Annotated in this window: 17 protein-coding genes and 2 pseudogenes; 8 read left to right on the forward strand and 11 right to left on the reverse strand. The window is 72.9% G+C overall.

Translation table 11 applies throughout. The features are described 5' to 3' along the window. On the reverse strand, positions 1 to 896 hold an 896-nt coding region (locus G6R24_RS07335), incomplete at its 3' end, for an SGNH/GDSL hydrolase family protein (RefSeq protein WP_163548409.1). A 146-nt stretch (positions 897 to 1,042) separates the two neighbouring features. Here G6R24_RS07335 and G6R24_RS07340 point away from each other — a divergent pair. Then, complete coding sequence (locus G6R24_RS07340) at positions 1,043 to 1,693, forward strand: NADPH-dependent FMN reductase (RefSeq protein ID WP_163548410.1); 651 nt, start codon at positions 1,043 to 1,045, stop codon at positions 1,691 to 1,693. An 85-nt stretch (positions 1,694 to 1,778) separates the two neighbouring features. On the opposite strand, the gene G6R24_RS07345 is transcribed toward G6R24_RS07340, so the two are convergent. Further along, positions 1,779 to 2,411 carry an alpha-ketoglutarate-dependent dioxygenase AlkB gene (locus G6R24_RS07345; RefSeq protein WP_225438230.1) on the reverse strand — a complete coding sequence of 211 codons (633 nt, stop codon included), beginning with the start codon at positions 2,409 to 2,411 and terminating at the stop codon, positions 1,779 to 1,781. Positions 2,412 to 2,477: 66 nt separating this feature from the next. Continuing rightward, positions 2,478 to 3,545, reverse strand: a complete 1,068-nt coding sequence (locus G6R24_RS07350) for a cation diffusion facilitator family transporter (protein ID WP_225438231.1) — start codon at positions 3,543 to 3,545, stop codon at positions 2,478 to 2,480. 202 nt (positions 3,546 to 3,747) lie between these two features. Here G6R24_RS07350 and G6R24_RS07355 point away from each other — a divergent pair, with 202 nt between their 5' ends. The 3 genes and pseudogenes from G6R24_RS07355 to G6R24_RS22010 all read left to right on the forward strand — a co-directional run bounded on the left by G6R24_RS07355 (position 3,748) and on the right by G6R24_RS22010 (position 6,281). Next, the gene (locus tag G6R24_RS07355; RefSeq protein WP_163548413.1) at positions 3,748 to 4,593 is read left to right on the forward strand and encodes an SDR family NAD(P)-dependent oxidoreductase; all 846 of its coding nucleotides are present in this window, start codon (positions 3,748 to 3,750) and stop codon (positions 4,591 to 4,593) included. Positions 4,594 to 4,825: 232 nt separating this feature from the next. Beyond that, positions 4,826 to 5,470, forward strand: a pseudogene (locus G6R24_RS22005) (serine/threonine-protein kinase); the annotation flags it as partial. A 226-nt stretch (positions 5,471 to 5,696) separates the two neighbouring features. Further along, positions 5,697 to 6,281 (forward strand): hypothetical protein, encoded by a 585-nt coding sequence (locus tag G6R24_RS22010; protein ID WP_225438233.1) that lies wholly within the window; start codon positions 5,697 to 5,699, stop codon positions 6,279 to 6,281. Between the two features lie 120 nt (positions 6,282 to 6,401). On the opposite strand, the gene G6R24_RS07365 is transcribed toward G6R24_RS22010, so the two are convergent. Together G6R24_RS07365 and G6R24_RS22015 are read right to left on the reverse strand one after the other, a co-directional pair. Beyond that, positions 6,402 to 8,762 carry a helix-turn-helix transcriptional regulator gene (locus G6R24_RS07365; RefSeq protein ID WP_225438232.1) on the reverse strand — a complete coding sequence of 787 codons (2,361 nt, stop codon included), beginning with the start codon at positions 8,760 to 8,762 and terminating at the stop codon, positions 6,402 to 6,404. Positions 8,763 to 8,821: 59 nt separating this feature from the next. Further along, positions 8,822 to 9,289, reverse strand: a pseudogene (locus tag G6R24_RS22015) (ATP-binding protein); the annotation flags it as partial. 26 nt (positions 9,290 to 9,315) lie between these two features. Here G6R24_RS22015 and G6R24_RS07375 point away from each other — a divergent pair. Beyond that, positions 9,316 to 9,933, forward strand: a complete 618-nt coding sequence (locus G6R24_RS07375; protein WP_163548417.1) for a hypothetical protein — start codon at positions 9,316 to 9,318, stop codon at positions 9,931 to 9,933. Between the two features lie 111 nt (positions 9,934 to 10,044). Here G6R24_RS07375 and G6R24_RS07380 read toward each other — a convergent pair whose 3' ends face one another. Next, a complete protein-coding gene (locus G6R24_RS07380; RefSeq protein ID WP_163548418.1) occupies positions 10,045 to 10,623 on the reverse strand; it encodes a heme-binding beta-barrel domain-containing protein in 579 nt (192 codons plus the stop codon). Between the two features lie 157 nt (positions 10,624 to 10,780). Further along, a complete protein-coding gene (nifJ, locus tag G6R24_RS07385) occupies positions 10,781 to 14,338 on the reverse strand; it encodes a pyruvate:ferredoxin (flavodoxin) oxidoreductase (protein WP_163548419.1) in 3,558 nt (1,185 codons plus the stop codon). A gap of 244 nt (positions 14,339 to 14,582) precedes the next feature. On the opposite strand from nifJ, the gene G6R24_RS07390 reads away from it, so the two are divergent. After that, complete coding sequence (locus G6R24_RS07390) at positions 14,583 to 16,703, forward strand: NAD(+) synthase (RefSeq protein ID WP_163548420.1); 2,121 nt, start codon at positions 14,583 to 14,585, stop codon at positions 16,701 to 16,703. A gap of 454 nt (positions 16,704 to 17,157) precedes the next feature. Here the strand turns inward: G6R24_RS07390 and G6R24_RS07395 are convergent, their stop codons facing one another. Together G6R24_RS07395 and G6R24_RS07400 are read right to left on the reverse strand one after the other, a co-directional pair. Then, complete coding sequence (locus G6R24_RS07395; protein ID WP_163548421.1) at positions 17,158 to 17,982, reverse strand: hypothetical protein; 825 nt, start codon at positions 17,980 to 17,982, stop codon at positions 17,158 to 17,160. A 32-nt stretch (positions 17,983 to 18,014) separates the two neighbouring features. Beyond that, positions 18,015 to 18,626 carry a DUF4232 domain-containing protein gene (locus G6R24_RS07400; RefSeq protein ID WP_163548422.1) on the reverse strand — a complete coding sequence of 204 codons (612 nt, stop codon included), beginning with the start codon at positions 18,624 to 18,626 and terminating at the stop codon, positions 18,015 to 18,017. A 184-nt stretch (positions 18,627 to 18,810) separates the two neighbouring features. Between G6R24_RS07400 and G6R24_RS07405 the strand changes: the two genes are divergently transcribed. Next, entirely contained in the window at positions 18,811 to 19,137 is a 327-nt protein-coding gene (locus tag G6R24_RS07405; RefSeq protein ID WP_163548423.1) for a DUF4286 family protein, read from the forward strand. A 223-nt stretch (positions 19,138 to 19,360) separates the two neighbouring features. Here the strand turns inward: G6R24_RS07405 and G6R24_RS07410 are convergent, their stop codons facing one another. Both G6R24_RS07410 and G6R24_RS07415 read right to left on the reverse strand, forming a co-directional pair. Continuing rightward, positions 19,361 to 20,143: an ABC transporter permease gene (locus G6R24_RS07410; RefSeq protein ID WP_163548424.1), complete on the reverse strand. Its 783-nt coding sequence runs from the start codon at positions 20,141 to 20,143 to the stop codon at positions 19,361 to 19,363. Next, positions 20,140 to 21,156 (reverse strand): ATP-binding cassette domain-containing protein, encoded by a 1,017-nt coding sequence (locus G6R24_RS07415; protein ID WP_163548425.1) that lies wholly within the window; start codon positions 21,154 to 21,156, stop codon positions 20,140 to 20,142. The genes G6R24_RS07410 and G6R24_RS07415 overlap by 4 nt, the downstream gene beginning before the upstream one ends. A gap of 54 nt (positions 21,157 to 21,210) precedes the next feature. On the opposite strand from G6R24_RS07415, the gene G6R24_RS07420 reads away from it, so the two are divergent. Continuing rightward, the gene (locus tag G6R24_RS07420; RefSeq protein ID WP_163548426.1) at positions 21,211 to 22,059 is read left to right on the forward strand and encodes a TetR/AcrR family transcriptional regulator; all 849 of its coding nucleotides are present in this window, start codon (positions 21,211 to 21,213) and stop codon (positions 22,057 to 22,059) included. Positions 22,060 to 22,348 lie beyond the last annotated feature (289 nt).

Below are 22,348 nucleotides of genomic sequence, written 5' to 3' on the forward strand. Positions count from 1 at the left end.
GTCGAGGCGGCCAGCCCACCGAGTTCGGCGAGTTCGGCGAGGTCGGCGAGGTCGGGCTGGGCCGCCGGGCCACCGTGGACCGCCGGATCGGCCTGGGCCGCGGTCTGCTCGGCCCGGGCGACCAGTTCACGCTGGTAGGTGTCGAACATCGCGGCACCGATACAGGCGTTGCCGTAGGACGAGGCATGCAGGCCGTCCGCGGCGAACAGGGCCGGATCGGCGGCGAACGCCTGCGAGATGGACGTGCGCATCCGCACCGGGGTGCCACCCGCCGCGCGCACCGCCGGGGTCTGCGCGCGTTCCAGCTGCCAGCTCAGCAGCCACACCACCTGCCGCAGCGGGGCCCGCACCGCCGCGATGACACTGAGATCCGGTGTGGTGCCCACGAGCACCGTGGACCCGCCGCGACGCAGCTCGGCGACGGCCGCGCCCAGCTGGCGGGCGGCCGTCGCGGCGGGCGTGCGCGCCCGGATGTCGTTCACGCCGATGGAGATCACGACCAGGTCGGGCGGTGCGGACGTGGCCCGGGCGATCCCGGCGATCTGTGCGTCCAGATGTTCGGCCCGCGCGCCGTCGACGGCGGTGCTCACGACCCGCACATGCCGACCGGTCGCCGCGAGGCTGCTCGCGAGCCAGCCGCCGAGGGTGTCGTCGTAGTGGTGCACACCCGTGCCCTGGGCGCTGGAGTCACCGACCATAGCCAGCACGAACGGCGCATCCGTCGGATTGCCGTAGAACTCACGCACCGGCGGGGCGGGCGTGGTCAGCGGTCTGACCTTGCGATCCGCCGCTGTGCCCTGCACCAGTGCGAGCCGCCACAGTCCCACTCCCGCGCCGACCACGGCGCCGCCACCCGCGGCGCTGGCCGACAGCAGGATTCCACCCCGTCCGACCACCGTGCCTCCTCCCGGCCCAGCCTGGCGGCATCGTAACCGCGCCGGGTTACACGTCGCTTGACATGAAGTTGACTTCATCTCCGATGCTCGGTCCAACGCCGGACTCCGCCTGGGAGTTCGCCCCGATCATCTCGTAGGAGCCCGCGTTGGCACAGCTCACCGCACCGACCGCAGCCACGGCCCCCACCCCGGAGGTGTCCCGGCTGGCGGGGCGCTCCCGCACGCTGGAGGTCGCCGTCCTGCTCAGCAGTGTCCGGGCGGGACGGCTCGCACCGACGGTGGGCGCCTGGTTCACCGACCAGGCGGCCGGACGCGACGACCTGCGCCTCACCCTGGTCGACCCGGCCTCGACACCCCTGGACCACCCGGGCGCCGACCCGGCGGATCCCGGCGTCGCCGTCGCCCGAGCCGACCTCGGCGAACGCCTCGCCGCGGCGGACGCCTTCATCGTGATCACGCCCGAGTACAACCACTCCTATCCGGCCGCGCTCAAGCACATCCTCGACTCGTATCGACGCGAGTGGTTCGCCAAGCCCGTCGGTTTCGTGTCCTACGGTGGGATGAGCGGTGGCCTGCGCGCCGTCGAACACCTGCGTGGCGTGTTCGCCGAGCTGCACGCCGTCGGTGTCCGCGACGGTGTGAGTCTGCACGGCGTCCGGGCCGCGGACTTCGCCGCGGGTGGCCGGGTCGCGACCGACCCGCAGATCGCCACCGCCGCCCGCGCCCTGCTCGACCAGCTCGCCTGGTGGGGTCGTGCCCTGCGCGAAGCCCGCGAGATCGAGCCCTACGCCGCCTGACTCCCCCGCCGCCCTGGCGTACCAGGGCCGTTTCGGCTTCGAGCCGGCGGCCCGCCACGGCGTCGCGGCAGCGGCGAAGGGCTGGTCATCGGACGTCCCGCGGGCGGAACTGGACGCTGACCCGGGGGCCGATCGGGCGGGTGGTCTTGGGGACCGCGTGATCCCAGGTGCGCTGGCAGCTGCCGCCCATGACGAGCAGATCGCCGTGGCCGAGCTCGTAGCGCAGGGCGGGCCCGCCGCCACGCGGGCGCAGCAGCAACGGACGTGGATTGCCCAGCACCACGATCGCGACCATCGTGTCGACCCGCGCGCCCCGGCCGATGCGGTCACCGTGCCAGGCCACGCTGTCCTGCCCGTCGCGGTAGAGGCAGAGCCCGGCGGTGACGAACGGCTCCGCGAGCTCCTCGCGGTAGTGCTCCCCGAGAGCTCCGCGGGCCTGCGCGAGCACCGGATCGGGCAGGCCCGCTCCCTCGCCGTACCAGGCCAACAGGCGTGGCACGGCGACCACCCGGTCGTACATCGGGCGCCGCTCCGCCCGCCAGGGCACCTCGGCCTCCAACCGGGTGAACAGCAGGTCGGCACCCTCGACCCAGCCGCGGCGCACATCCACCCACGCGCCGTGGGACAACGGGTGCCGGCGCACGGCGGCCCCCAGCGGCCGCAGCGACACCTCCGTGGCGCCGTCAAGCAGCGAGGACTGGAACGGTGCGACTCCCACGAGAACCATCCTATCAAACACATGTTCGAAAATGATGGGCTGGTCGCCGTCCCCTCCGTGCCCGGCTCACACCGGCTGCGACGCCCCCGGTTCACCGGACGCCTCGATCGACACCTCGTCGGGAGCGGACAGGCTCAGCACCGCGTGCACCACCGCCGGCGAGGCCATCAGTTTCGCCTCGACCGCGCGCAGCCGGACCGCGACCCGCGACTCGCTCTCGTCCCCGACGATGTCGACGTCACCGACGACGGTGACCATCCGCGGTCCGACCACCTCGACCCGCAGCTTGGTGACCCGATCGACCTCGGGCAGCGCCAGCAGGGCCCGAATCGTCGCCGAACGCACCCGCGGGTCGGCCTCCTGGCCGATGAGGAACTGCCGGTTGCGTCCGATCAGCACGAGCGCGACCAGCCCCAGCAGCACCCCGACCAGGATCGATCCGATCGCGTCGAACGCCGCCTCACCGGTGATCTGGTGCAGCGCGAGCCCCAGTGCGGCGATCACGATGCCCACCAGCGCCGCGCAGTCCTCGGCGAACACGGCCCGCAGGGTCGGATCGGAGGTGTCCAGGACGTGTTCGATGAGGTCACGGTCCATCGACGCGGCCTCCTTGCGGGCCTGCCGGGCCGACTGCAGGAACGAGGTGCCCTCCAGCACGAACGACACCGCCAGCACGATGTAGCCGATCAGGTAGTCACCACCCTCGCCCTTCTCGGCGAACAGTTCCTGCACCCCGTGGGTGATCGACACCGCACCGCCCGCCACGAACAGGCCCATCGCCGCGAACAGCGACCAGATGTACGCCTCCCGGCCGAACCCGAGCGGATGGCCCGGCTCCGGTGGACGCCGCGACCGCCGCTGCGCCACCACCAGGAACACCTCGTTGCCAGTGTCGGCCCACGAGTGCGCCGCCTCGGCGACCATCGACGCCGACCCGGTGAGCAGTGCCGCCCCCGACTTCGCGATCGCGATCACCAGATTGGCCACGAAGGCGATCGCGACCGTCAGACCGCTCTCGCCGTGCTCGGCGCCGCCGTCCTGTTGCAGGGGGATGGCGCTGCGTGCCGCCGCGGGCAGCGCGCCCGGGTCGGCCACCGCCTCCGGTGCCAGCCCTGCGGCCCGGGCGACCCGCACGCTACGCTCCGACGGCGTCCCATCAGCGAGCCTCGCGATCTCCGGTCCTTCTGGCAGCGCGGGTTCTGGCGTTGGTGGCGTCGGTGCTGTCATACCCCAGAACATCGCCCGGACCCACCACCCGTTAAACCGTGATCCGCCCGTACTGGACGGCCGGTGTCCGGACGCCCCAGACTGCTGGGCGGCTGAGAGGAATCCCGCCATGAGCACCGTTCGGGACAAGGTCGTCGTCATCACCGGGGCGGCCGGCGGTATCGGCCGTGCGCTCGCCCTCGACGTCGCCCGCCGCGGCGGCCGGCTGGCCCTGTCCGACGTCGACGAGCGGGGCCTGGCCGACACCGCCGCGCTGGCCCGGGCCATCGGCGCCGAGGTGCACACCAGCCGGGTGGACGTCGCCGACCGCGCCGCCGTGCGGGCCCACGCCGGCGACGTCCACGCCCACTTCGGTCAGGTCCACCAGCTCTACAACAACGCCGGCATCGCCGGTGGCGGCGCCACCATCCTGGACGCCGACTGGGAGATCTACGACCGGGTGCTGGCGGTGAACCTGTGGGGCGTCCTGCACGGCACCCGCGCGTTCCTGCCGCATCTGGTCGCCTCCGGCGACGGTCACGTCATCAACATCTCCAGCCTCAACGGTCTGCTCGCCCAGCCCGAACTCGCCCCGTACTGCACGTCGAAGTTCGCCGTCCGCGGCTTCACCGAGACCCTGCGACTGGAGATGCTGCAGGCCGGCCATCAGGTGCGGGTCACCCTCGTGCACCCCGGCGGGGTCCGCACCAACATCGCCAGCGCCGCCCTGGCCGAGGCCCGCGGACGCGGCGAGCGGATCACCGACGAGTACGAGGCGCGCATCCGCTTCTACAACGACCACCTGCTGCGGCTGTCCCCCCGCCAGGCCGCCCAGGCCATCGTCCGCGGTGTCGAGGCCGACCATCCCCGAATCCTCATCGGCCTGGACGCGCGGATCGCCGACCTCACCGCCCGTGCCCTGCCCCGCGCCTACCCCGCCCTGGCCGGCCTCCTGTTCCAGCTGCTGCGATGCTGAACCGGCCCCGACCCCGGCGACGCCGAACCGGCCGCCGCGCACACCCCCCTGGGTCGTCGCGCGGTGGCACTCTGTACTAGTCTGCGGCAGATCCTCCGCTGCCACCGTCGCCTACCCGCCCGGAGCATGATGTCTGTCGACCGTCGTCCGGCCGGGCATGCGGGATCTTGAGCCGGGCGATCCGCGCGCAGTAGGCCCGTACATCCTGCGGGCGCGGCTCGGCGAGGGCGGTATGGGCCGGGTCTACCTGGCACACTCCGCCTCGGGGCGGTTGACCGCCGTCAAACTGATCCGGCCCGAACTCGCCGCCGACGACGTCTTCCGCGATCGTTTCCGCCGTGAGGTCGCCGCGGCGCGGCTGGTCTCCGGCGCGTTCACCGCCCCCGTCGTGGACGCCGACCCCGACAGCCCCACCCCGTGGCTGGCCACCCAGTACGTCCCCGGACCGTCGTTACACGAGGCCGTGGCGCACAGCGGCCCGTTCTCGGCGCGGGTGCTGCGCCGTCTGGGCGCCGGCCTGCTCGAGGCGCTCATCAACGTCCACCGCGCCGGCCTGGTCCACCGCGACCTCAAACCGAGCAACGTCCTGCTCGCCGCGGACGGCCCCCGCCTGATCGACTTCGGGATCGCCCGCGCCGCCGACCACACCGAACTGACCCGCTCCGGCGACATCGTCGGCACCGCCGCGTACATGTCGCCCGAGCAGGCCAGCGGCGACCCGGCGAGCCCCGCGAGCGACGTCTTCGCCTTCGGCGCCGTCCTGGTCTTCGCCGCGACCGCCCGCGGCCCGTTCGGCCGCGGCTCCCCCGCGAGTGTCCTGTACCGCGTCGTGCACGCCGACCCCGACCTCACCGGTGTCCCCCCTGACCTGCACGGCTTCGTCCAGTCCTGCCTGGCCAAGGACGCCGCCGACCGTCCCGCCCCCGAGTCCCTGCTCGCCTGGCTCGCCACCGACGTCCCCCTCGCCGGCCCCAGCTGGCCCGCCGGCGTCACCCGCCTGCTCGACCAGCGCGCCACCGCGGCCAACCCCGCCACCCAGACCGACCCCATCGCCCCGGCCAACCCCACCGCCGCGGCCAACACCGCCGCGACCGCAGGCGGCGGTGTTCGCCGGCCGCTGGCAGCTGTTCCTGATCGTGGGCCTGATCCTGGCCGTGACGAGTGTGGGTCTGGCCGCCTGGGCGGTGTCGGCCATCGCCACCGCCGCATCCGACGGCATGCGGCAGGCCCAGCGGAGCACCGTCGACGATCAGGCCGTGGCCAACCGGGTCGTCGGCGCCGGCATCGTGCTGATCGCCAGCCTGATCGCCATGCCGATGGCCTGGTGGCGGCTACGGTACGGGCTGCGCCGACCCGCGCTGTCGATCAGCCCGCACGGTATCCACGTCGAGGCCGGCGGCCACCAGGTCGACCTCGGCTGGCGCCACATCGCCCGCGCCGACGTGATCCCGCTCCGTGGCCGCCAGGTCCTCGCCGTCTGGCCCACCGTCCCCGGAACCACCTGGTCCCTCCAGGGACGCCGGGCCCGCCGACGCCCCCGCGGCCGCTACCGCTGCTTCTGGCGCGACCACACCCTCGGCTGCGATGTCATCATGGACGTCGCCCTGCTCCACGGCGCCCCCTCCCACGACATCTCCGCCGCCCTGGCCACCATCCCGCCGTCCTCGGCTCCGCCCTACCGCCCATAACTCCCCCGGCGCACCCCCGGGGACGGTTCCGCGGAACCGTTTCCGTGCTCTCTGCTGTCCTCGTCGCCGTGGGTGTGGCGCCACACGGGCGGGTTCGAGCGCACAGCGCGAGGTCACCTGTCAGCTGCTGTCGGCGCGCCAGTGGGCGACGAGCTGGGTGCGGTTGGTGCAGCCGAGTTTGGCCAGGATGTTGCGGACGTGGCTTTCCACCGTCCGTTCGCTGAGCACCAGCGTCTCGGCGATCTGCCGGTTCGACCGGGCCCGGACGACCAGGGAGGCCACCTCCCGTTCGCGGGCGGTGAGCACATCGTGCGGGTGGGCGCGACCACGGGCGGCGGCGAGCGAGAGCGCGGCGAGCAGCTGGTCGGCGCGGGCCCCGGGGCCGGGCATGTCGAGGCGGCGGGCTTCGGTGGCCGCGGCGGTCGCCACCGGGACGGCGGCGTCGGGGCGCCCGCGGCGGCGCAGCACGTCGGCGAGCGCGAGCCGGCCAAGCACGACGTAGGGGCGGGCACCCAGCGCACGGTCGGCGTCGATCGCCCGGCGCAGCGCCGCCTCCGCCGCGGGCAGGTCGCCGGCGTGCGCGAGGGCCCGTCCGTACGGGCCGTCCATGGCACCGACGAACAGCACCGTCGGGATGCCGTGCGCGCCGGGATAACGTGCCAGCGGTGCGAGCCGGCGGGCGAGCAGGCCGGCGGTGGCGGCGTCGCCGAACGCCTCGACCAGGTCGATCGCCTGCACCAGCACCCCGGCCCAGCGCACGTCGACGACCGGGTCGTCCAACTGCGGCCGCAGCCGCTCATAGCAGGCCCGAGCCTGCTGCGGATGCCCCGCCAGCAGCAGCGCGTTGGCGCGGAACGCGGTCATCAGGGTGTTGGACGGGGCGTCCTGGAGATCCTTCCACAGGTCCGCGGGCAGGTCCGCGGGATCGCCGCGCAGGCCCGCGAGGTGCTGCGCCCACGCGTGGCCAAGCCCGACCGACAGGGGGTCGCCGAAGGATCGGGCCAGCCGGCCGGCGGCGCCGTCGTGGGCCCGGCCGGCGGCGAACCGTCCCTCCAGGACCGCCCGGGCGGCCTGACCACGCAGCAGATGCCAGCGGGCCAGCGGCAGCCCGCCGCGTTCGGTCAGGCGGGCGATCGCCGTCATCGCCGTGTCCACCACGTCAAGCTGGCCAAGCTGGTAGGCGGCCCGCAGCCGCCACTGCTCGGCCAGCACCCCGGACAGCGACTGCCCGAGCGCCGCCGCCTGCCGCGCCGCGAGGTCGGCCAGGCGCAGCCGCTCGTGGACGTCGTCCGCCTCGGTCAGCAGCAGCTCGCTGGCCCGTGCGGCATCGAGCAACGCCTGGCCGCCGCCGCTGGCGGTGGCGGTGGCGGTGGCGAGGGTCATCGCCTCCCGGGCCAGGGGGCGGGCCTCGTCCGCGTCGCCGGCCTCGGCCCGGATGGTGGCCAGCTGGGAGAGCAGCTGCGCGCGGATGGACACGGGCTGGTCGGTGGTCAGGGCCTGGCGGCACAGGGCGGCGACGACATCCGCCGCCTCGGGGAAGGTGACCCAGCGGACCACCAGTGCCGCGGTGGCCACGCAGGCGGGCTGGGCGGCGGCGGCCTGCGCGCAGTGGCGCAACGCCTCGGTCAGGTTGCCGGCGAGGTAGTGCGCGCGGGCCAGCTCGAGCAGTGCCTCGGCCAGCACGCCCGGCTCGGCGCCGGCCAGCCGCGACGCCGCCACGGCGACGCTCAGATGTGCCACCGCGTCGTCGAAGGCGAGCGCCTGACGGGCCTGCGCGGCCGCGATCCGCGCCCAGTGGGCCGTCTGGTCGGGGCGTCCGGCGCGGCTCCAGTGCGCGGCGATGTCCGCGGCGACACCTGGCGGACACTCGCCGCCGGGCAGGCCGGCACGGGCCTCCAACGCCGTCGCGGCACGCTGGTGGATGGTGCGGCTGAGCGCGTCCCCGTCGTGTGCGGCCAGGGTCTCGGCGAGCAGGCCGTGCGCGAAGACGAACCGCCGAGGCGCACCATCGGCGCCGGCGTCAGCATCGGCATCGGCATCGATGTCAGCGATCATCAGGCCGGTGTGGTGGGCGGCGTCCACCGCGGCCGCGGCGGCGGGTTCGGCGACGGCCGCGGCGGCGGCGAGCAGGGGGACGTCCACCGGGCCGCGCAGCAGACCCGCTGCCCGCAGCACCGGACGCGCGTCGGCGGGCACCTGACCGAGCAGGACGTCGACAAGGTCACCGACCCGCACCGGCCGGCCGGCCCCGGTGGCGGCGACGTCGAGCAGCAGGGGCAGTCCGCCGCAGCGGCGGGCCACCTGACGGGCCAGGTCGGGGCCCGCCGACGGCGTACCGGTGGCCCGCAGGTACTCGCCGACGGCGACGTCGGGCAGCGGAGGCAGGTGGGTGACGTGCACCCGTGGCAGCCGCGGCAGTTCCCGGTACAGCCGTGACCATGCCGAGTCCCGCTCCGGCGGGTGGTCCCGGGCGGTGAGCACCAGCAGCAGGCGGGCACCGGCAGGGCGGCGAAGCGGACCGCGGCGAGGTTCGGGGGGTCGGTCGGGACGTGCGCCTGGCCGACGGCGTCGAGGGCGCGTCGCGGCTCGCTCAGGCCGGCGCCGCCAGCGCGGGCCAGGGCACGCAGCGCCTGCTGCCAGGGCCACAGCGGCGGTGTGCCGTGATCGGGCCGGCAGTAGCCACGGCCAACCGCCACCGGCTCCGGCTCCGGCACCGGCACCGGCATGGGCGCCGGCGTGGACGCCGTCGTCGATGCGCGCAGCAGTTCCTCGAGCAGGCGGGTCTTGCCGATGCCGGCGGGCCCGCTGATCAGCGCGACGCCGCCATGGCCGTGGGCCGCGTCGCGCAGCCGGGTGCGCAGCGCGGCGAGCTCCGCCTGCCGGCCAACGAAGGGGCGATCCGTGCCTGGCACGGTTCCATCATCGTCCGCGCGCGAACCAGTACCCACACCAGTACTGGCACTGAGGTCCGCGGTCGCGTGCGGCGGCATCGTCGAGTCCGTCACCATCTCAACCAGATCGCAGGGAGACTCCGATGGACATCGTCGTACATCCGATCAGCGGTGCGTCGCCGCCCCACAACGACGCCTGGGTCGACGCGGTGCTCGCCACCGTCCAGGGCAGCGCCGGCGCGCTGGTCAGCCGCGCGATGGGAATGCCCAGCCGGGAGACCGGCGTCCCCGGGCTGCTCATCACGATCTGGGACGGCGACGGCGCGGGCAGCACGGCGGCCGTCGAGGTCGGCGCGGGCCTGCGGATCGGGGTGGGCCGCCGCTACCGGATCACCGCCGGCGGCAGTGGGCTTGAGGTCGCGGGACCGCCGAGGTATGTGCAGTTCACCGAGTTCGCCGGGCCGCACGACCAGAGCTGGGTCGACGCGTTCACCGACAGTGGGCGCCGACGCATCTGGCCGGCGATGCGCCCGGTGCCGGGCATCGTCGCCTGTCTCACCGCGGTGGCGGCGGACGGAGCCGCGCTCGCGCTGCCACTCGCCGAGAGCGTCGAGTCCCTCGAGGAGGCGCTGCGCCGCACCATGGCGGCGAGCCTGCTGCCCGACGAGGACCCGGCGCTGCTCACCGGCCCCGACCACGTCGACACCCAGCGCCTCCTCCACGCCGAGATCCCCGCCGGCCTGCTGGGCGCGACGGGCTGATCCAGGCGGTCGCCCTTGGTGGGCATGGCCCCGCCCCGGTCGCGGAACGCGGTGGAAGCGACCGGGGCGAGCGAGGCGCGGGACCGAACGGGTGTCAGCCGTCAGGTCGGCTCAGGCGTCGGCGGCGCGGCGCAGGACGTTGCGGTCGGTGTGGATGACGGGTTCGGTGACCCGGCCGTGGGTGATGACGGTCTTCTCGTCGTAGCCCCAGCTGCCGTCCGGGTAGAGGGTGATCGCCACCTCGTAGAGGGTGGTGTTCGCCGCCTTGATCAGGTAGGGGTTGGACAGGATGCCGTAGCTGGTGGAGCCCTGCTCGGCGCGCATCGTGTAGCTGGTCGCGTCGACGGTGGTCTCGCCGCCGGCGATCAGGGTCTGGCCGCGGGGGACCATGAACGAGCGCATGACGTGGCCGAGCTCGGCGTCCCACAGCCAGTAGCCGACCTCGGTGTGGAAGGGGTTCTCCTCCTCCACCGCGGTGCGCCAGGCGGCCATGCGGTAGTCGAGGCCGTACAGGTGCTGGGAACCGTTGTCGACCGGGCCGAACGGCTTGAGGGAGATCTTCTCCCGGTACGGGGTGGTGATCATCGAACCTTCGACGTTACCGAAGGCGATGTCGATGCCCTGGTCGCCTTCCCATTCGCCGGCCAGGGCGGCAAGCGGGCCCCACTCGGAACCAACCAGACTGGTCAACGCCGAATCCTCCTCGTGACAGGTTGCTGTCGCTCAACGGTCGATACATAGGTACTACACGCAGATGTCGGGTAGGTGATCGGTGAAAAACCTCGCACCGGTGCCGGCGGCAGTCACCCGCCGCCGGCACCGGTGCGGCCCCGCCACGGCGGATGGGTCAGTCCGGCGTGGCGGGCGTGCGGGGCGCGGCGGCCTCACGCTCGTAGACGGCCCACCGTTCGCGGATGTCGCGCTGGGCCTGTTCCGCGAGCTGAACGGCCGCCTCGGGGGCGGCGGCGGCGAGCCGGGTGAACCGGGTCTCGGTGGCGGCGAAGTCGGCGAAGTCCATCGACGGCTTGCGCGAGTCCAGGGAGAACGGGATCTCCTCACGCGGGTCGACCCGGTAGAGCGGCCAGTACCCGGACTTCACCGCGGCCTTCTGGTGCGACAGACCGTCGGTCATGTCGATGCCGTGGGCGATGCAGTGCGAGTAGGCGACGATCAGCGACGGGCCGTCCCAGCTCGCGGCCTCGTTGAAGGCGCGCACCGTGTGCTTGTCGTTGGAGCCCAGCGCGACCTGCGCGACGTACACGTCGCCGTAGGCGGCGGCGAGCAGACCGAGGTCCTTCTTGCGGGTGCGCTTGCCGCCGCCGGCGAACTTCGCGACGGCGCCGCGCGGGGTCGACTTGGACGCCTGACCGCCGGTGTTCGAGTACACCTCGGTGTCCAGGACCAGGACGTTGATGTTGCGTCCGGAGGCGAGCACATGGTCGAGGCCACCGAAGCCGATGTCGTAGGCCCAGCCGTCACCACCGACGATCCAGACGGCCTTCTCGACGAGGTTGTCGACGAGCGGGTCGAGGCGACGGTCGTGCTCGGGGTGGGCGGCCAGGCGTCGGCGCAGCTCGGCGACCCGGGCGCGCTGGTGGGCGATGCCGGTGTCGGTGCTCTGGTCGGCGGCGAGCAGCTCGTCCACCAGGCTGTCGCCGACCAGGGGGGCGGCGATGCGCAGCAGGCGGCGGGCCTCGCGGGCACGGGCGTCCAGGGCCAAGCGCATGCCGAGGCCGAACTCGGCGTTGTCCTCGAACAGTGAGTTCGCCCAGGCGGGGCCGCGGCCGGCCGCGTCCGCCGTCCACGGGGTGGTCGGCAGGTTGCCGCCGAAGATGGACGAGCATCCGGTGGCGTTGGCGATCAGGATGCGGTCACCGAACAGCTGGCTCATCAGTTTGAGGTAGGGCGACTCGCCGCAGCCCGAGCAGGCACCGGAGAACTCGAACAGCGGCTGGCGCAGCTGGGAGCCGCGCACGTCGTCGCCGGGGACCAGGGTCGGGTCGAAGGCGGGCAGGGTCTCCAGGAACTCCCAGCCGACGCGTTCCTCGGCCATCCGCGGCGCGGCGTCGACCATGTCGAGGGCGCGGTGCTCCTTGTTGGTCCTGTCGACCGCGGGGCAGACCTTGGCGCACAGGCTGCACCCGGTGCAGTCGTCCGGGGAGACCTGGACGGTGACCCGCAGACCGGCGAGGTCCTTCTCCTTCGGGGTGCGGGTCTTGAAGGTGGCGGGGGCGTCGGCGAGCAGCGCCGGGTCGAACGCGGACATCCGGATCGCGGCGTGCGGGCAGACCAGCGCGCACTTGCCGCAGTTGATGCACAGGTCCGCGTCCCAGATGGGCAGTTCGTGGGCGATGCCGCGCTTCTCGTAGCGGGCGGTGCCGACGGGGAAGGTGCCATCGACCGGCAGGGCGCTGACCGGCAGCAGTTCGCCCTCGCCGGCCATGATGCGGGCGGTGACCTCCTTGACGAACACCGGGGCGTCCGGGGCGAGGACCCGGATGGCGGCGACGCTGCCGAGGCCACGTCCGGCGAGGGTGACCTCGGCGAGCGCGCCGAGGGAGGCGTCGACGGCGGCGTAGTTACGGGCCAGCACCTTCTCGCCGCGTTTGCCCTGGGCGATGCGGATCGCGTCCTTGACGGCGGCGACAGCGATCTCGGAGCCGCTGGTGTCGGCCGCGGCGGGCAGCAGCCCGGACAGGCTCAGGTAGCAGGTCTGCAGGACGGGGCTGACGATGCCGGGCAGGCCCGCGTCGCGTGAGACACGGTCGGCGTCGACGACGAACAGCCGCGCCCGCTTCTCGAGCAGGTGCCGCTGCGCGTTCGCCGGCAGGTGCTCCCACACCTCGTCCGGACCGTACGGGCTGTTGATCAGGACGGTGGCGCCGGGGGCGGCCACGGCCAGGACGTCGACCCGTTCGAGCAGGGAGAACTGGTGGCAGCCGACGTACTCGGCGTCGCGGATGAGCCAGGGGGCGTCAACCGGACGCGGGGACAGCCGCAGGTGCGAGACCGTCATCGAACCGGACTTCTTCGAGTCGAACACGAAGTAGGCCTGGCTGTGCAGCTCGGTGCGGCTGGCGACGATGTTGGCGCTGGCGCGGGTGGCACCGACGGTGCCGTCGCTGCCCAGACCGTAGAAGACGGCCCGGCGGACGTCCGGCGCCTCGGCGAACTCGGTGATGCTCGCGGGGTCCACGGGCAGCGACAGGCCGGTGAGGTCGTCGGTGATGCCGACGGTGAGTTCGCGGCGGGGACGGGCGGCGGCGAGTTCGGCGAACACGGCCGCGGCCATCGCCGGGGTGAACTCCTTGGACGCCAGGCCGTAGCGGCAGCCGATCACCCGCGGCATGCTCTCCGGGCGTTCGGCGAGGGCGGCGAGCACATCCAGGCGCAGGGGCTCGCCGGCGGCACCGGGCTCCTTGGTGCGGTCGAGCACGGCGATGGTCGTCGCGGTGGCGGGCAGGCAGGCCAGGAACGCGGCGATGTCGAACGGCCGGTAGAGGCGGACCTGGACGAAGCCGACCTTCTCGCCGCGGGCGATCAGGCGGACCACCGCGTCGCGCACCGCGGTACGACCCGAACCCATGATCACGATGACCCGGTCGGCCTCGGGGTGGCCGTGGTACTCGAAGATCCGGTAGCGGCGGCCGGTCTTCTCGGCGAACTGGTCCATCGCGCGCTGCACGATGCCGGGGACGGCCGTGTAGTAGGCGTTGGCGGCCTCGCGGGCCTGGAAGAACGTGTCCGGGTCCTGGGTGGTGCCGCGGATGACCGGGTGGTCCGGGGACAGCGCGCGGGCGCGGTGCGCCTCGATCTGCTCGGCGCTCAGCAGCGACAGCAGCGTCGCGTCGTCGATCTCGTCCACTTCGTTGAGCTCATGGGACGTGCGGAAACCGTCGAAGAAGTGCAGGAACGGGACGCGGGACTCCAGGGTCGCCGCGTGGGACACGGCGGCGAGGTCGTGGGCCTCCTGCGGGGAGGCCGAGGACAGCATGGCGAAGCCGGTCGACCGGGCGGCCATCACGTCACTGTGATCACCGAAGATGGACAGCGCGTGAGTGGCGATGGTGCGGGCGGCGACGTGCAGGACCATCGGCGTCAGCTCGCCGGCGATCTTGAACATGTTCGGCAGCATCAGCAGCAGTCCCTGCGAGGCTGTGAACGTCGTCGAGAGCGCACCGGCCTGCAACGCCCCGTGCACGGCGCCGGCGGCGCCACCCTCACTCTGCAGCTGCACCACTTCGGGCAGCGCGCCCCACAGGTTCGCCATTCCCTTGGCCGCCCAGGCGTCGGCGAGTTCTCCCATCGCCGACGCCGGGGTGATCGGGTAGATGGCGATCACCTCACTTGCCCGATAGGCCACCGATGTGGCGGCCTCGTTCCCATCGATCGTCTTCTGACCCATGCGTTCCAGGGTCGGTCGCCGACACCGTTGATCGCCCGGGACTTCCTTCCCCTGCGCCTGGCCCGAATGGCCCGTTATGTCGCATCTGTCAGCCTGCCCGGTCGTCCAGCCGGTCGCCCGGCCACGCGGACGGCGGGCACATCACCCCTGTTGGTGGACGTTCGGGCGGTGACCGGCCGGACGGGCTCGCGGATAGTGGAGGCTGGTCGCGACACAGGTCCACCAGCGACACAGGGCAGCAGCGATGGGGGGCGGCGGGGTGCGGGAGTTCGGGGCGATCCATCGGCATGGGCTGGTGCGGGTCGCGGCGGCGACGCCGGTGGTGTCGGTCGCCGATCCGGCGCGCAACGCCGCGGCGACGATCGCGCTGGCGCACCAGGCGGACGCCGACGGGGTGGACGTCGTCGTCTACCCCGAGCTTGGCCTGTCGTCGTACGCGGTCGGGGATCTGCACCTGCAGGACGCGCTGCTGGGCGAGGTGGAACGGGCCGTCGACACGGTGTGCGAGGCGAGTGCCGAGCTCGGGCCGTTGCTGCTGGTGGGGGCGCCACTGCGACGCGGCGGGCGGCTGTTCAACACGGCGCTGGTGATCTCGCGGGGGCGGCTGCTCGGGGTGGTGCCGAAGGTGTACCTGCCGAACTCGCGGGAGTACTACGAGAAGCGCTGGTTCGCCTCCGGCGCCGGCCAGGAGGGCCTCGAGATCACCGTGGCGGGGCGGATGGTGCCGTTCGGGCCGGATCTGGTCTTCGCCGCGCGGGACCTGAGCGACCTCGTGGTCGGGGTGGAGATCTGCGAGGACTACTGGGCGCCGGTGCCGCCGTCGTCGTACGCGGCGCTGGCGGGGGCGACGCTGCTGGCGAACCTGTCCGCGTCCAACATCGTGGTGGGCAAGGCGGCGGTGCGCGCGCAGCTGTCGGCGGCGCAGTCGACGCGGGCGATGGCGGCCTACGTCTACTCGGCGGCGGGGACCGGCGAGAGCACCACCGATCTTTCCTGGGACGGGCAGGGCACCATCCACGAACTCGGGGATCTGCTCGCCGAATCGGCGCGGTTCACCGACGGGCCGGGGCTCGTCGTCGCCGATGTGGACCTGGGCCGGGTCCGGTCGGAGCGGATGCGCACACCGACGTTCGCCGACGCGGCCCGCTACGCCGGGGAACCGGCGCGGCGTTTTCGCACCATCGGCTTCGACCATCACCCCCATGGACGGGATGTGGGGCTGCGCCGGCCGCAGCGGCGGTTTCCGTTCGTTCCGGACACCTCCGAACGCCTTGATCTCGACTGTTACGAGGCGTTCAACATTCAGGTGCACGGTCTGGCCCAGCGTTATCGCGCCGTCAGCGGTGGACGGGACGCCGTGGCCACCGCGGCCGTGGCCACCGGGCGGGGTCGCGCGCGGATGGTGATCGGGGTGTCGGGTGGGCTGGATTCGACCCATGCGCTGATCGTCGCGGCGAAGGCATGCGACCTGCTGGGCATCGCCCGCACGACGATTCTCGCGTACACGATGCCGGGTTTCGCCACCAGCGCCGGGACGAAGGCGAACGCGTGGGCGTTGATGCGGGCGCTCGGCGTCGAGGCGGCGGAGATCGACATTCGCCCGGCGGCCCGCCAGCTGCTCACCGACCTCGGGCATCCCGCCGCGGGCGATGCGGCGCAGTACGACATCACCTACGAGAACGTGCAGGCCGGGTTGCGCACCGACTATCTGTTCCGGCTCGCGAACCACCACGGCGGGTTCGTCGTCGGCACCGGGGATCTCAGCGAGCTGGCGCTGGGCTGGTGCACCTACGGGGTCGGCGACCAGATGAGTCACTACGCGGTGAACGCGGGCGTGCCGAAGACCCTGATCCAGTACCTCATACGCTGGACGGTCGGCTCCGGGCAGTTCGACGCGTCCACCGGCGCGCTGCTCACCGCGATCCTCGACACCGAGATCTCCCCCGAGCTCGTCCCCGCCGACGCCGAGACCGGTGCGATGCAGAGCACCCAGGACCGGATCGGCCCGTACGAACTGCACGACTTCTTTCTGTTTCACATTCTGCGGTACGGGCTGGTGCCGTCCAAGGTGCTGTTTCTGGCCTGGGCGGCGTGGCGGGACGCCGACGCGCCCGGCTGGCCGGCGGGATTTCCCGGCGACCAGCGGCACGCCTACGATCTGGCCACGATCGAACGGTGGCTGCGCGATTTCCTGGTGCGCTTCTTCGCCACGTCCCAGTTCAAGCGCTCCGCGCTGCCGGACGGGCCGAAGGTGAGTTTCGGCGGGTCGCTGTCGCCGCGCGGTGACTGGCGGGCGCCCTCGGATGCCAGCGCCGCCGCCTGGCTCGCCGAGCTTGACCGCGCCGGCCCAGAACAGTCCCGGTAGCACTCTTTCGGGTACCCCCAGGGCCGCGACATGGCGTTTTGCGCCCAGAACGCGGCGGCCCGCGCGCTTCGCCATGCCAGAGTGCCCCCGAAAGCAGTACAGCCAAAAGGCAGTACACGGATGATGGGGAGGCAGGCGCAGTGAGCAGACACCGCCAGCCCGTGACCGGGCGGCACCGGTCGCATCCCGCCCGCGCGACGCCGCGACGGCCCGGGCAGCACGCCCGACGGCCCACCCCGGCCTGGCAGCCGATGTCCGCGACGCGGCGGGCCCGCCGCGAGGCCGCCGTGGCCACCGGCGCGATCCTCACACTGCTGACCGCCGTTCTGCTCACCAGCAAACTCACCCCCCAGCTCGCGAGCGCCGCGGCGCAGCGTGGGCCGGGCTCCGGGTCGGCGGGCAAACAGGACGGTGGTCCCGCGACAGGCCTGGTCGCCCGCCCGTCCACCGGCGGCTACGGGGACGGCGACCAGCCCCTGCCACTGCTGATCGCCACGGCGGATGCCGGACCGATCGGCCAGGTCATCGCCCTGCCCACCACCATCTCGGCGCGTTTCACCACCGCCACCCATGGCCGTCCGCGTCCCGCCGACCCGCGGCCCCCCGCGGACACGACCTTGGACGGACCCGTGCCGGCGCTGCTCGCCCGGCCCGCCGCATCACCGCTGATCGAGCAGCGACCGCCCGCCACCTCGGCATCGGCGGCATCGGCATCGGCGGCATCGGCGGCATCGGCATCGGCGGCCGCCCCCGCGCCGGCCGCACCGGCATCGGCGACATCCGCGGCATCGGCCGCATCCGCGCCCGTTCCAGCCTCAGCGACGTCCGGACGATCCGCTGACGTGGGCGCGACGTCCAGCACCGGCTCCCCCGCCAGTGCCTCGCCGACGCCGAGCGCGACGCCCTCGCGAGCCACCTCGTCCACCCCGACGCGGACTCCGACCTCCGCACCACCGGCATCCGCACCAGCCACATCCGCACCGCCGGCGTCCAGTTCGCCGCCGGTCACCGCGGTGACACCGGAGCCATCGAGCCCAGCGCCGCAGCCCACCACGGCGCCGGCCACATCCGAGCCGACTCCGGTTACCGAGCCGAGCCCGGTTACCGAGCCAACAGCGGTTACCGAGCCGAGCTCGGAGACCGAGCCGACCCCCGTGCCCGAGCCGACCCCTGCGCCTGAGCCGACCCCGGACGCCACAGCGCAGCCCTCGAACACGCAGGCCGCCGCCGACGGCGCCGAGGCGACCACCGCCAGCACCAGCAGCACCGACTCCGCCACCGCCGCGCCGTGAACGGCAGGGCATCGCGGCGCTAGCCGGGCTGTAGCGCCAGGAGGTAGGTGCCGGGGTGGGTGGCGCCGGACTGGTCGAGCAGCGGGCCGCCGTCCCAGGTCAGGGTGCTGGGGGTGGTGGTGTCCGGTGGGGTGATGAGGATGCGGGTCGCCTCGAAGGCGCCGGGGACACCGGTGTCGGCGGGCAGGTAACGCAGGGTGGCGTGAGCGGTCCCGCCGGGGGCCAGGACGATCCGGGTGGGGCTGACCAGCGGGGAGCGCTCGAGGTCCCAGGCGGTGCCGTCCTGGGTGATCAGGCTCGCACCCGGATAGCCGCTGACGGCGCACCGCCGCGACGAGCGGTTGGTCAGCACCACGGAACGCTCCCGCTGATCACCCTCGAGCCGGGACACCGGACCCAGCGAGACCGTCAGATCGCTCGCCGCGCACCGACCCACGCCACCGTCCGCCGACGCCCCGCCCGCGGGCACCAGGGCGGCGGAGGACCTGGCAGCGGAGGACGCCGTCGCGGCGGTCTCGGACGCGCTGCCGCAGGCGGCCATGCCCAGGGTGGCGGCCAGCGCCGCGGCGGCGACGGGCAGACGGGGCGCGCGGCGGGGCCGCGCCTGGTTACCGGGAAGTCGACCTCGCACATTCGGACTGTAGGACCAGCGGGCGTCCCGGGCCATCGCGCTGCCCGTCGTAGCGGTGGCGCCCAGGGGCGAGACCTGGACATACTCGACACGCTGTGTTGTACGGCACAGTCAGCCGGTGTCATCCGACCGGCTGTGAGCCGACCCTGCACGAAATGACCGTCCACGAGCGACTGGAGTACCCATGGCCAAGGGCATCCTGCTGGTGCAGTCCCGTCCGATCAGTCCCGAGGCGGAGGCGGAGTACAACCGCTGGTACGACGAGGAGCACATCCCGGACGTTCTCAAGGTGCCCGGGATCGTCTCCGCCCGGCGTCTGCGCGCCCGCGACGCCGGACCGATCAGGGTGTCGGGCGAGGCGCAGCCGTACATCATCGTCTACGAGCTCGAGGCGGACGACCTGAACACCCCCATGGACGAGCTCGCCAAGCGGACCGCCGAAGGCAGCGTCACCCTCAGCGACACCATCGACCGCCCCTCGCTGACCACCGTCTACGAGCTGATCGACTAGCGACCCACCCCAGACGTCACCCCGCGTGACGGGCCCGAACCGAGCAGATCGGCCCGGGCGCTACGCGGGTCGCCGTGGGGGTATTCGTGTCCGAAATGCCCCCACGGCGACCCGCGTGGGTGGATCACGCGAAGCGGATCGCCGCGCAGTGTGACAGCGGCGCGGGTCGGCGGGGCGGGACAGCGGCACGGGTCGGTGGGGCGAGGCGGGTCGGTGGGGCGGGTCAGTGGGTGGTGGTGCGGCGGAACAGGTGGGTGGCGGCCGGCCAGGACAGGGCCAGCAGGCCGAGGGTCCAGGCGAGGGCGATCAGGGCCTCGTGCGCGGTGGACGCGCCGGTGGAGGTGTGGCCCATCCACAGGCCGCGCATGGTCTCGATGATCGGGGTGAAGGGCTGGTTCTCGGCGAAGCCGCGGAGCACGCTCGGCATGGTGTCGGTGGGGACGAAGGCCGTGCTCACATACGGCAGGAACATCAGGACGAAGGTGAACGAGTTCGCCGCCTCCGGGCCGCCGGCGAGCAGGCCGACCGCGGCGGCGAGCCAGGACAGCGCCAGGATGAACAGCACGATCAGCCCGAGCGCGCCGGCCCAGCGCCACACCGACGTCGTCGGTCGCCAGCCGATGCCCAGGCCCACGCCGATGACCAGGGCGGTCGCGAGCAGGTTGCGGGTGAGGCTCGCCGCGACCTGGCCGAGCAGGATCGCCGACGCCCGGATCGGCATCGAGCGGAACCTGTCCACGATGCCACCGGCCAGATCGGTGGCCAGGGCCACCGCCGTCGTCCCGGCGCCGAACCCGGCGCACAGCACGATCAGCCCGGGCACCACGTAGTCGACGTACGGGCCGTGATCGCGCAGCGCACCGCCGAACACGTAGACGAACAGCAGCATCAGGATGATCGGCAGCATCAGCGCGGTGAAGAACGCCTCCGGGTCCCGCCAGGACCGTCGCAGGCAACGGCCGACCATGATCCGGGAATCGACGATGTCGTAGGTGAGGCTGCTCATCGGGCGAGCTCCGATCGGGTGGCGCTACGGGGAGCCGGGGTGGCCCCGGCGGTGTCAGCGGTGCCGGTGAGGGCGAGGAAGACGTCGTCGAGACTGGGGCGGTGGGTCGACACCCTGGGTGATCCGGCGGCGGTACTGCCGCCGGTGGCGACCAGCAGGTCGAGCAGGTCGCGCAGTCGGGCGCTGGAGCCGTCCGTGGGGATGTCGATGCGCAGCGCACCGTCGTCCGCCGCCTCGATCGTGAACCCGGTACCGCCGGCGCTCGGGGCGAGTGCGGCCAGGGCACTCTGGTAGGCGCGGGCGTCGGGGAAGCGCAGGCGGACGATCTCGGTGCCGAGGCTGGACTTGAGCTCGTCAGGGGTGCCGCGGGCGACGATGCGGCCGGCGGTGAGCATGCCGACGGTGTCGGCGAGCTGGTCGGCTTCCTCGAGGTACTGGGTGGTCAGCAGGATCGTGACGTCCTGGGCGGCGAGGTGGCGCACGGTACCCCAGAGCTGTTCACGGCTGCGCGGGTCGAGGCCGGTCGTCGGCTCGTCCAGGAACAGCAGCTCCGGGCGGCGGATCATGCTGGCGGCGAGGTCGAGGCGGCGGCGCATTCCGCCGGAGTAGGTCCTCACCCGGCGGTCCCGCGCGTCGGTCAGATCGAACTCGGCGAGCAGCTCGGCGGCGCGGGCCCGGGCGGCGCGCCGGCCCAGGTGCAGCAGACCGGCCATCATCTCCAGGTTCTCCCGGCCGGTCAGGACGTCGTCGACCGCGGCGTACTGGCCGGTGAGGCTGATCGCGCCCTTGACGCCGACCGGGTCGGTCAGCAGGTCGTGGCCGGCGACGGTGGCGCGCCCGGAGTCGGGACGCATCAGCGTGGCCAGGATCCGGACCAGCGTCGTCTTGCCCGCACCGTTCGGGCCGAGCAGGCCGAACACCGAACCCCGATCGAGGGCGAGGTCGACGCCGTCGAGCACCACCTGCGCGCCGAAGGACTTGCGGATCCCCTCCGCAATAACCGTGTATGACATACACTGCAATGTATATGATGTACACAGTAGCCGTCCAGCCGTATCCTCGCTGACGTGGACGGGACCCGTAGGCCCAGCGAGGCGCCCCCCGCGGCCCCTCGGCCGCTGCCGCCGGGGATCGACCTGCTGTGGGGGCGTCGCGCCCGGGGCGGACGTGGCCCGCGTCCGGGCCTGTCGGTGGACGCGATCGTCACCGCCGCCATCGAGCTTGCCGACGCCGAGGGGCTCGAGGCCGTGTCGATGGCGCGGGTCGCGAAGGCCCTCGGCTTCACGACGATGTCGCTCTACCGGTACGTGGCCAGCAAGGACGAACTGCTCACCCTGATGTGGAACGCCAGCGCCGTCGGCGTCGAGTCACTGACGTTGGACGGGGCGACCTGGCGGGAGAAGCTGCGCGCCTGGGCCCTGGTCCAACGGGACATGATCGACCGCCACGCCTGGATCACCCAGATGCCGATGGCCGCGCCGCCGCTCGCGCCGAACTCGATGACGTTCGTCGAGCTCGGCCTCGCCAGCCTCGACGACACCGGCCTGCCCGGCGCCGAGAAGCTCCGGATGATCGGCCTGCTCAGCTCCTACACCCTCAGCGAGGCCCGGATGGCCAACGACGCCGCCCGCGCCGCCGCAGCCGCCATGGCCGCCGCCGCGGAGACCGGTGAGACGCCGGCGGCGTCACCCGGGTGGACGTTCGAGACGCTGCTGCGCGAACTGGTGGACGAGCGGACCTACCCGCGGCTGCACGCGATCGCCTGGTCCGGCGAGATCGGCGACGACCCGAGCGGCTTCGACGAACGGGCGGAGTTCCTCCTCGGCGTCGACACCATCCTCGACGGCGTCGCCGCCCTCATCGACCGTTATCGCGGCGCCTCCGATGACGGCCAGGAAACAGCCTCAGCGCGGTGAGGCCAGCATTCTAGCATATTTCATCGCCTCCCGCGTGAGTTCTCGCAGCCTGGCAAGGCCTTTCTTGGTGGGCAGGTCAGGCTGCCAGGAATCGACCCTGTGCCACCCGTACTCGAGCACCGGGGCGTTTGGCAGTGCCATCGCCGCACCAGCGGCCTGGATCCGCATCACGTCATATCGAATAGCGTCACTGTTGAAATTACAGGAGATTGAGATGGTAGAAGAACCCGGGCTCACACCGCCCTTTGACCGGCGTAACTGGTCAGGTAGCGCTTTGATCGTGGGTTAG

This window comes from Candidatus Frankia nodulisporulans (genome assembly GCF_902806475.1).
GTDB classification, from domain to species: Bacteria; Actinomycetota; Actinomycetes; order Frankiales; family Frankiaceae; genus Frankia; species Frankia umida.

Excerpts from the sequence above, each read along its gene's own strand:
- G6R24_RS07410 (WP_163548424.1), bottom strand. The coding sequence starts at position 20,143 with ATGAGCAGCCTCACCTACGACATCGTCGATTCCCGGATCATGGTCGGC.
- G6R24_RS07405 (WP_163548423.1), top strand. The coding sequence starts at position 18,811 with ATGGCCAAGGGCATCCTGCTGGTGCAGTCCCGTCCGATCAGTCCCGAG.
- G6R24_RS07415 (WP_163548425.1), bottom strand. The coding sequence starts at position 21,156 with ATGTCATACACGGTTATTGCGGAGGGGATCCGCAAGTCCTTCGGCGCG.
- G6R24_RS07390 (WP_163548420.1), top strand. The coding sequence starts at position 14,583 with ATGGGGGGCGGCGGGGTGCGGGAGTTCGGGGCGATCCATCGGCATGGG.
- nifJ (WP_163548419.1), bottom strand. The coding sequence starts at position 14,338 with ATGGGTCAGAAGACGATCGATGGGAACGAGGCCGCCACATCGGTGGCC.
- G6R24_RS07355 (WP_163548413.1), top strand. The coding sequence starts at position 3,748 with ATGAGCACCGTTCGGGACAAGGTCGTCGTCATCACCGGGGCGGCCGGC.
- G6R24_RS07375 (WP_163548417.1), top strand. The coding sequence starts at position 9,316 with ATGGACATCGTCGTACATCCGATCAGCGGTGCGTCGCCGCCCCACAAC.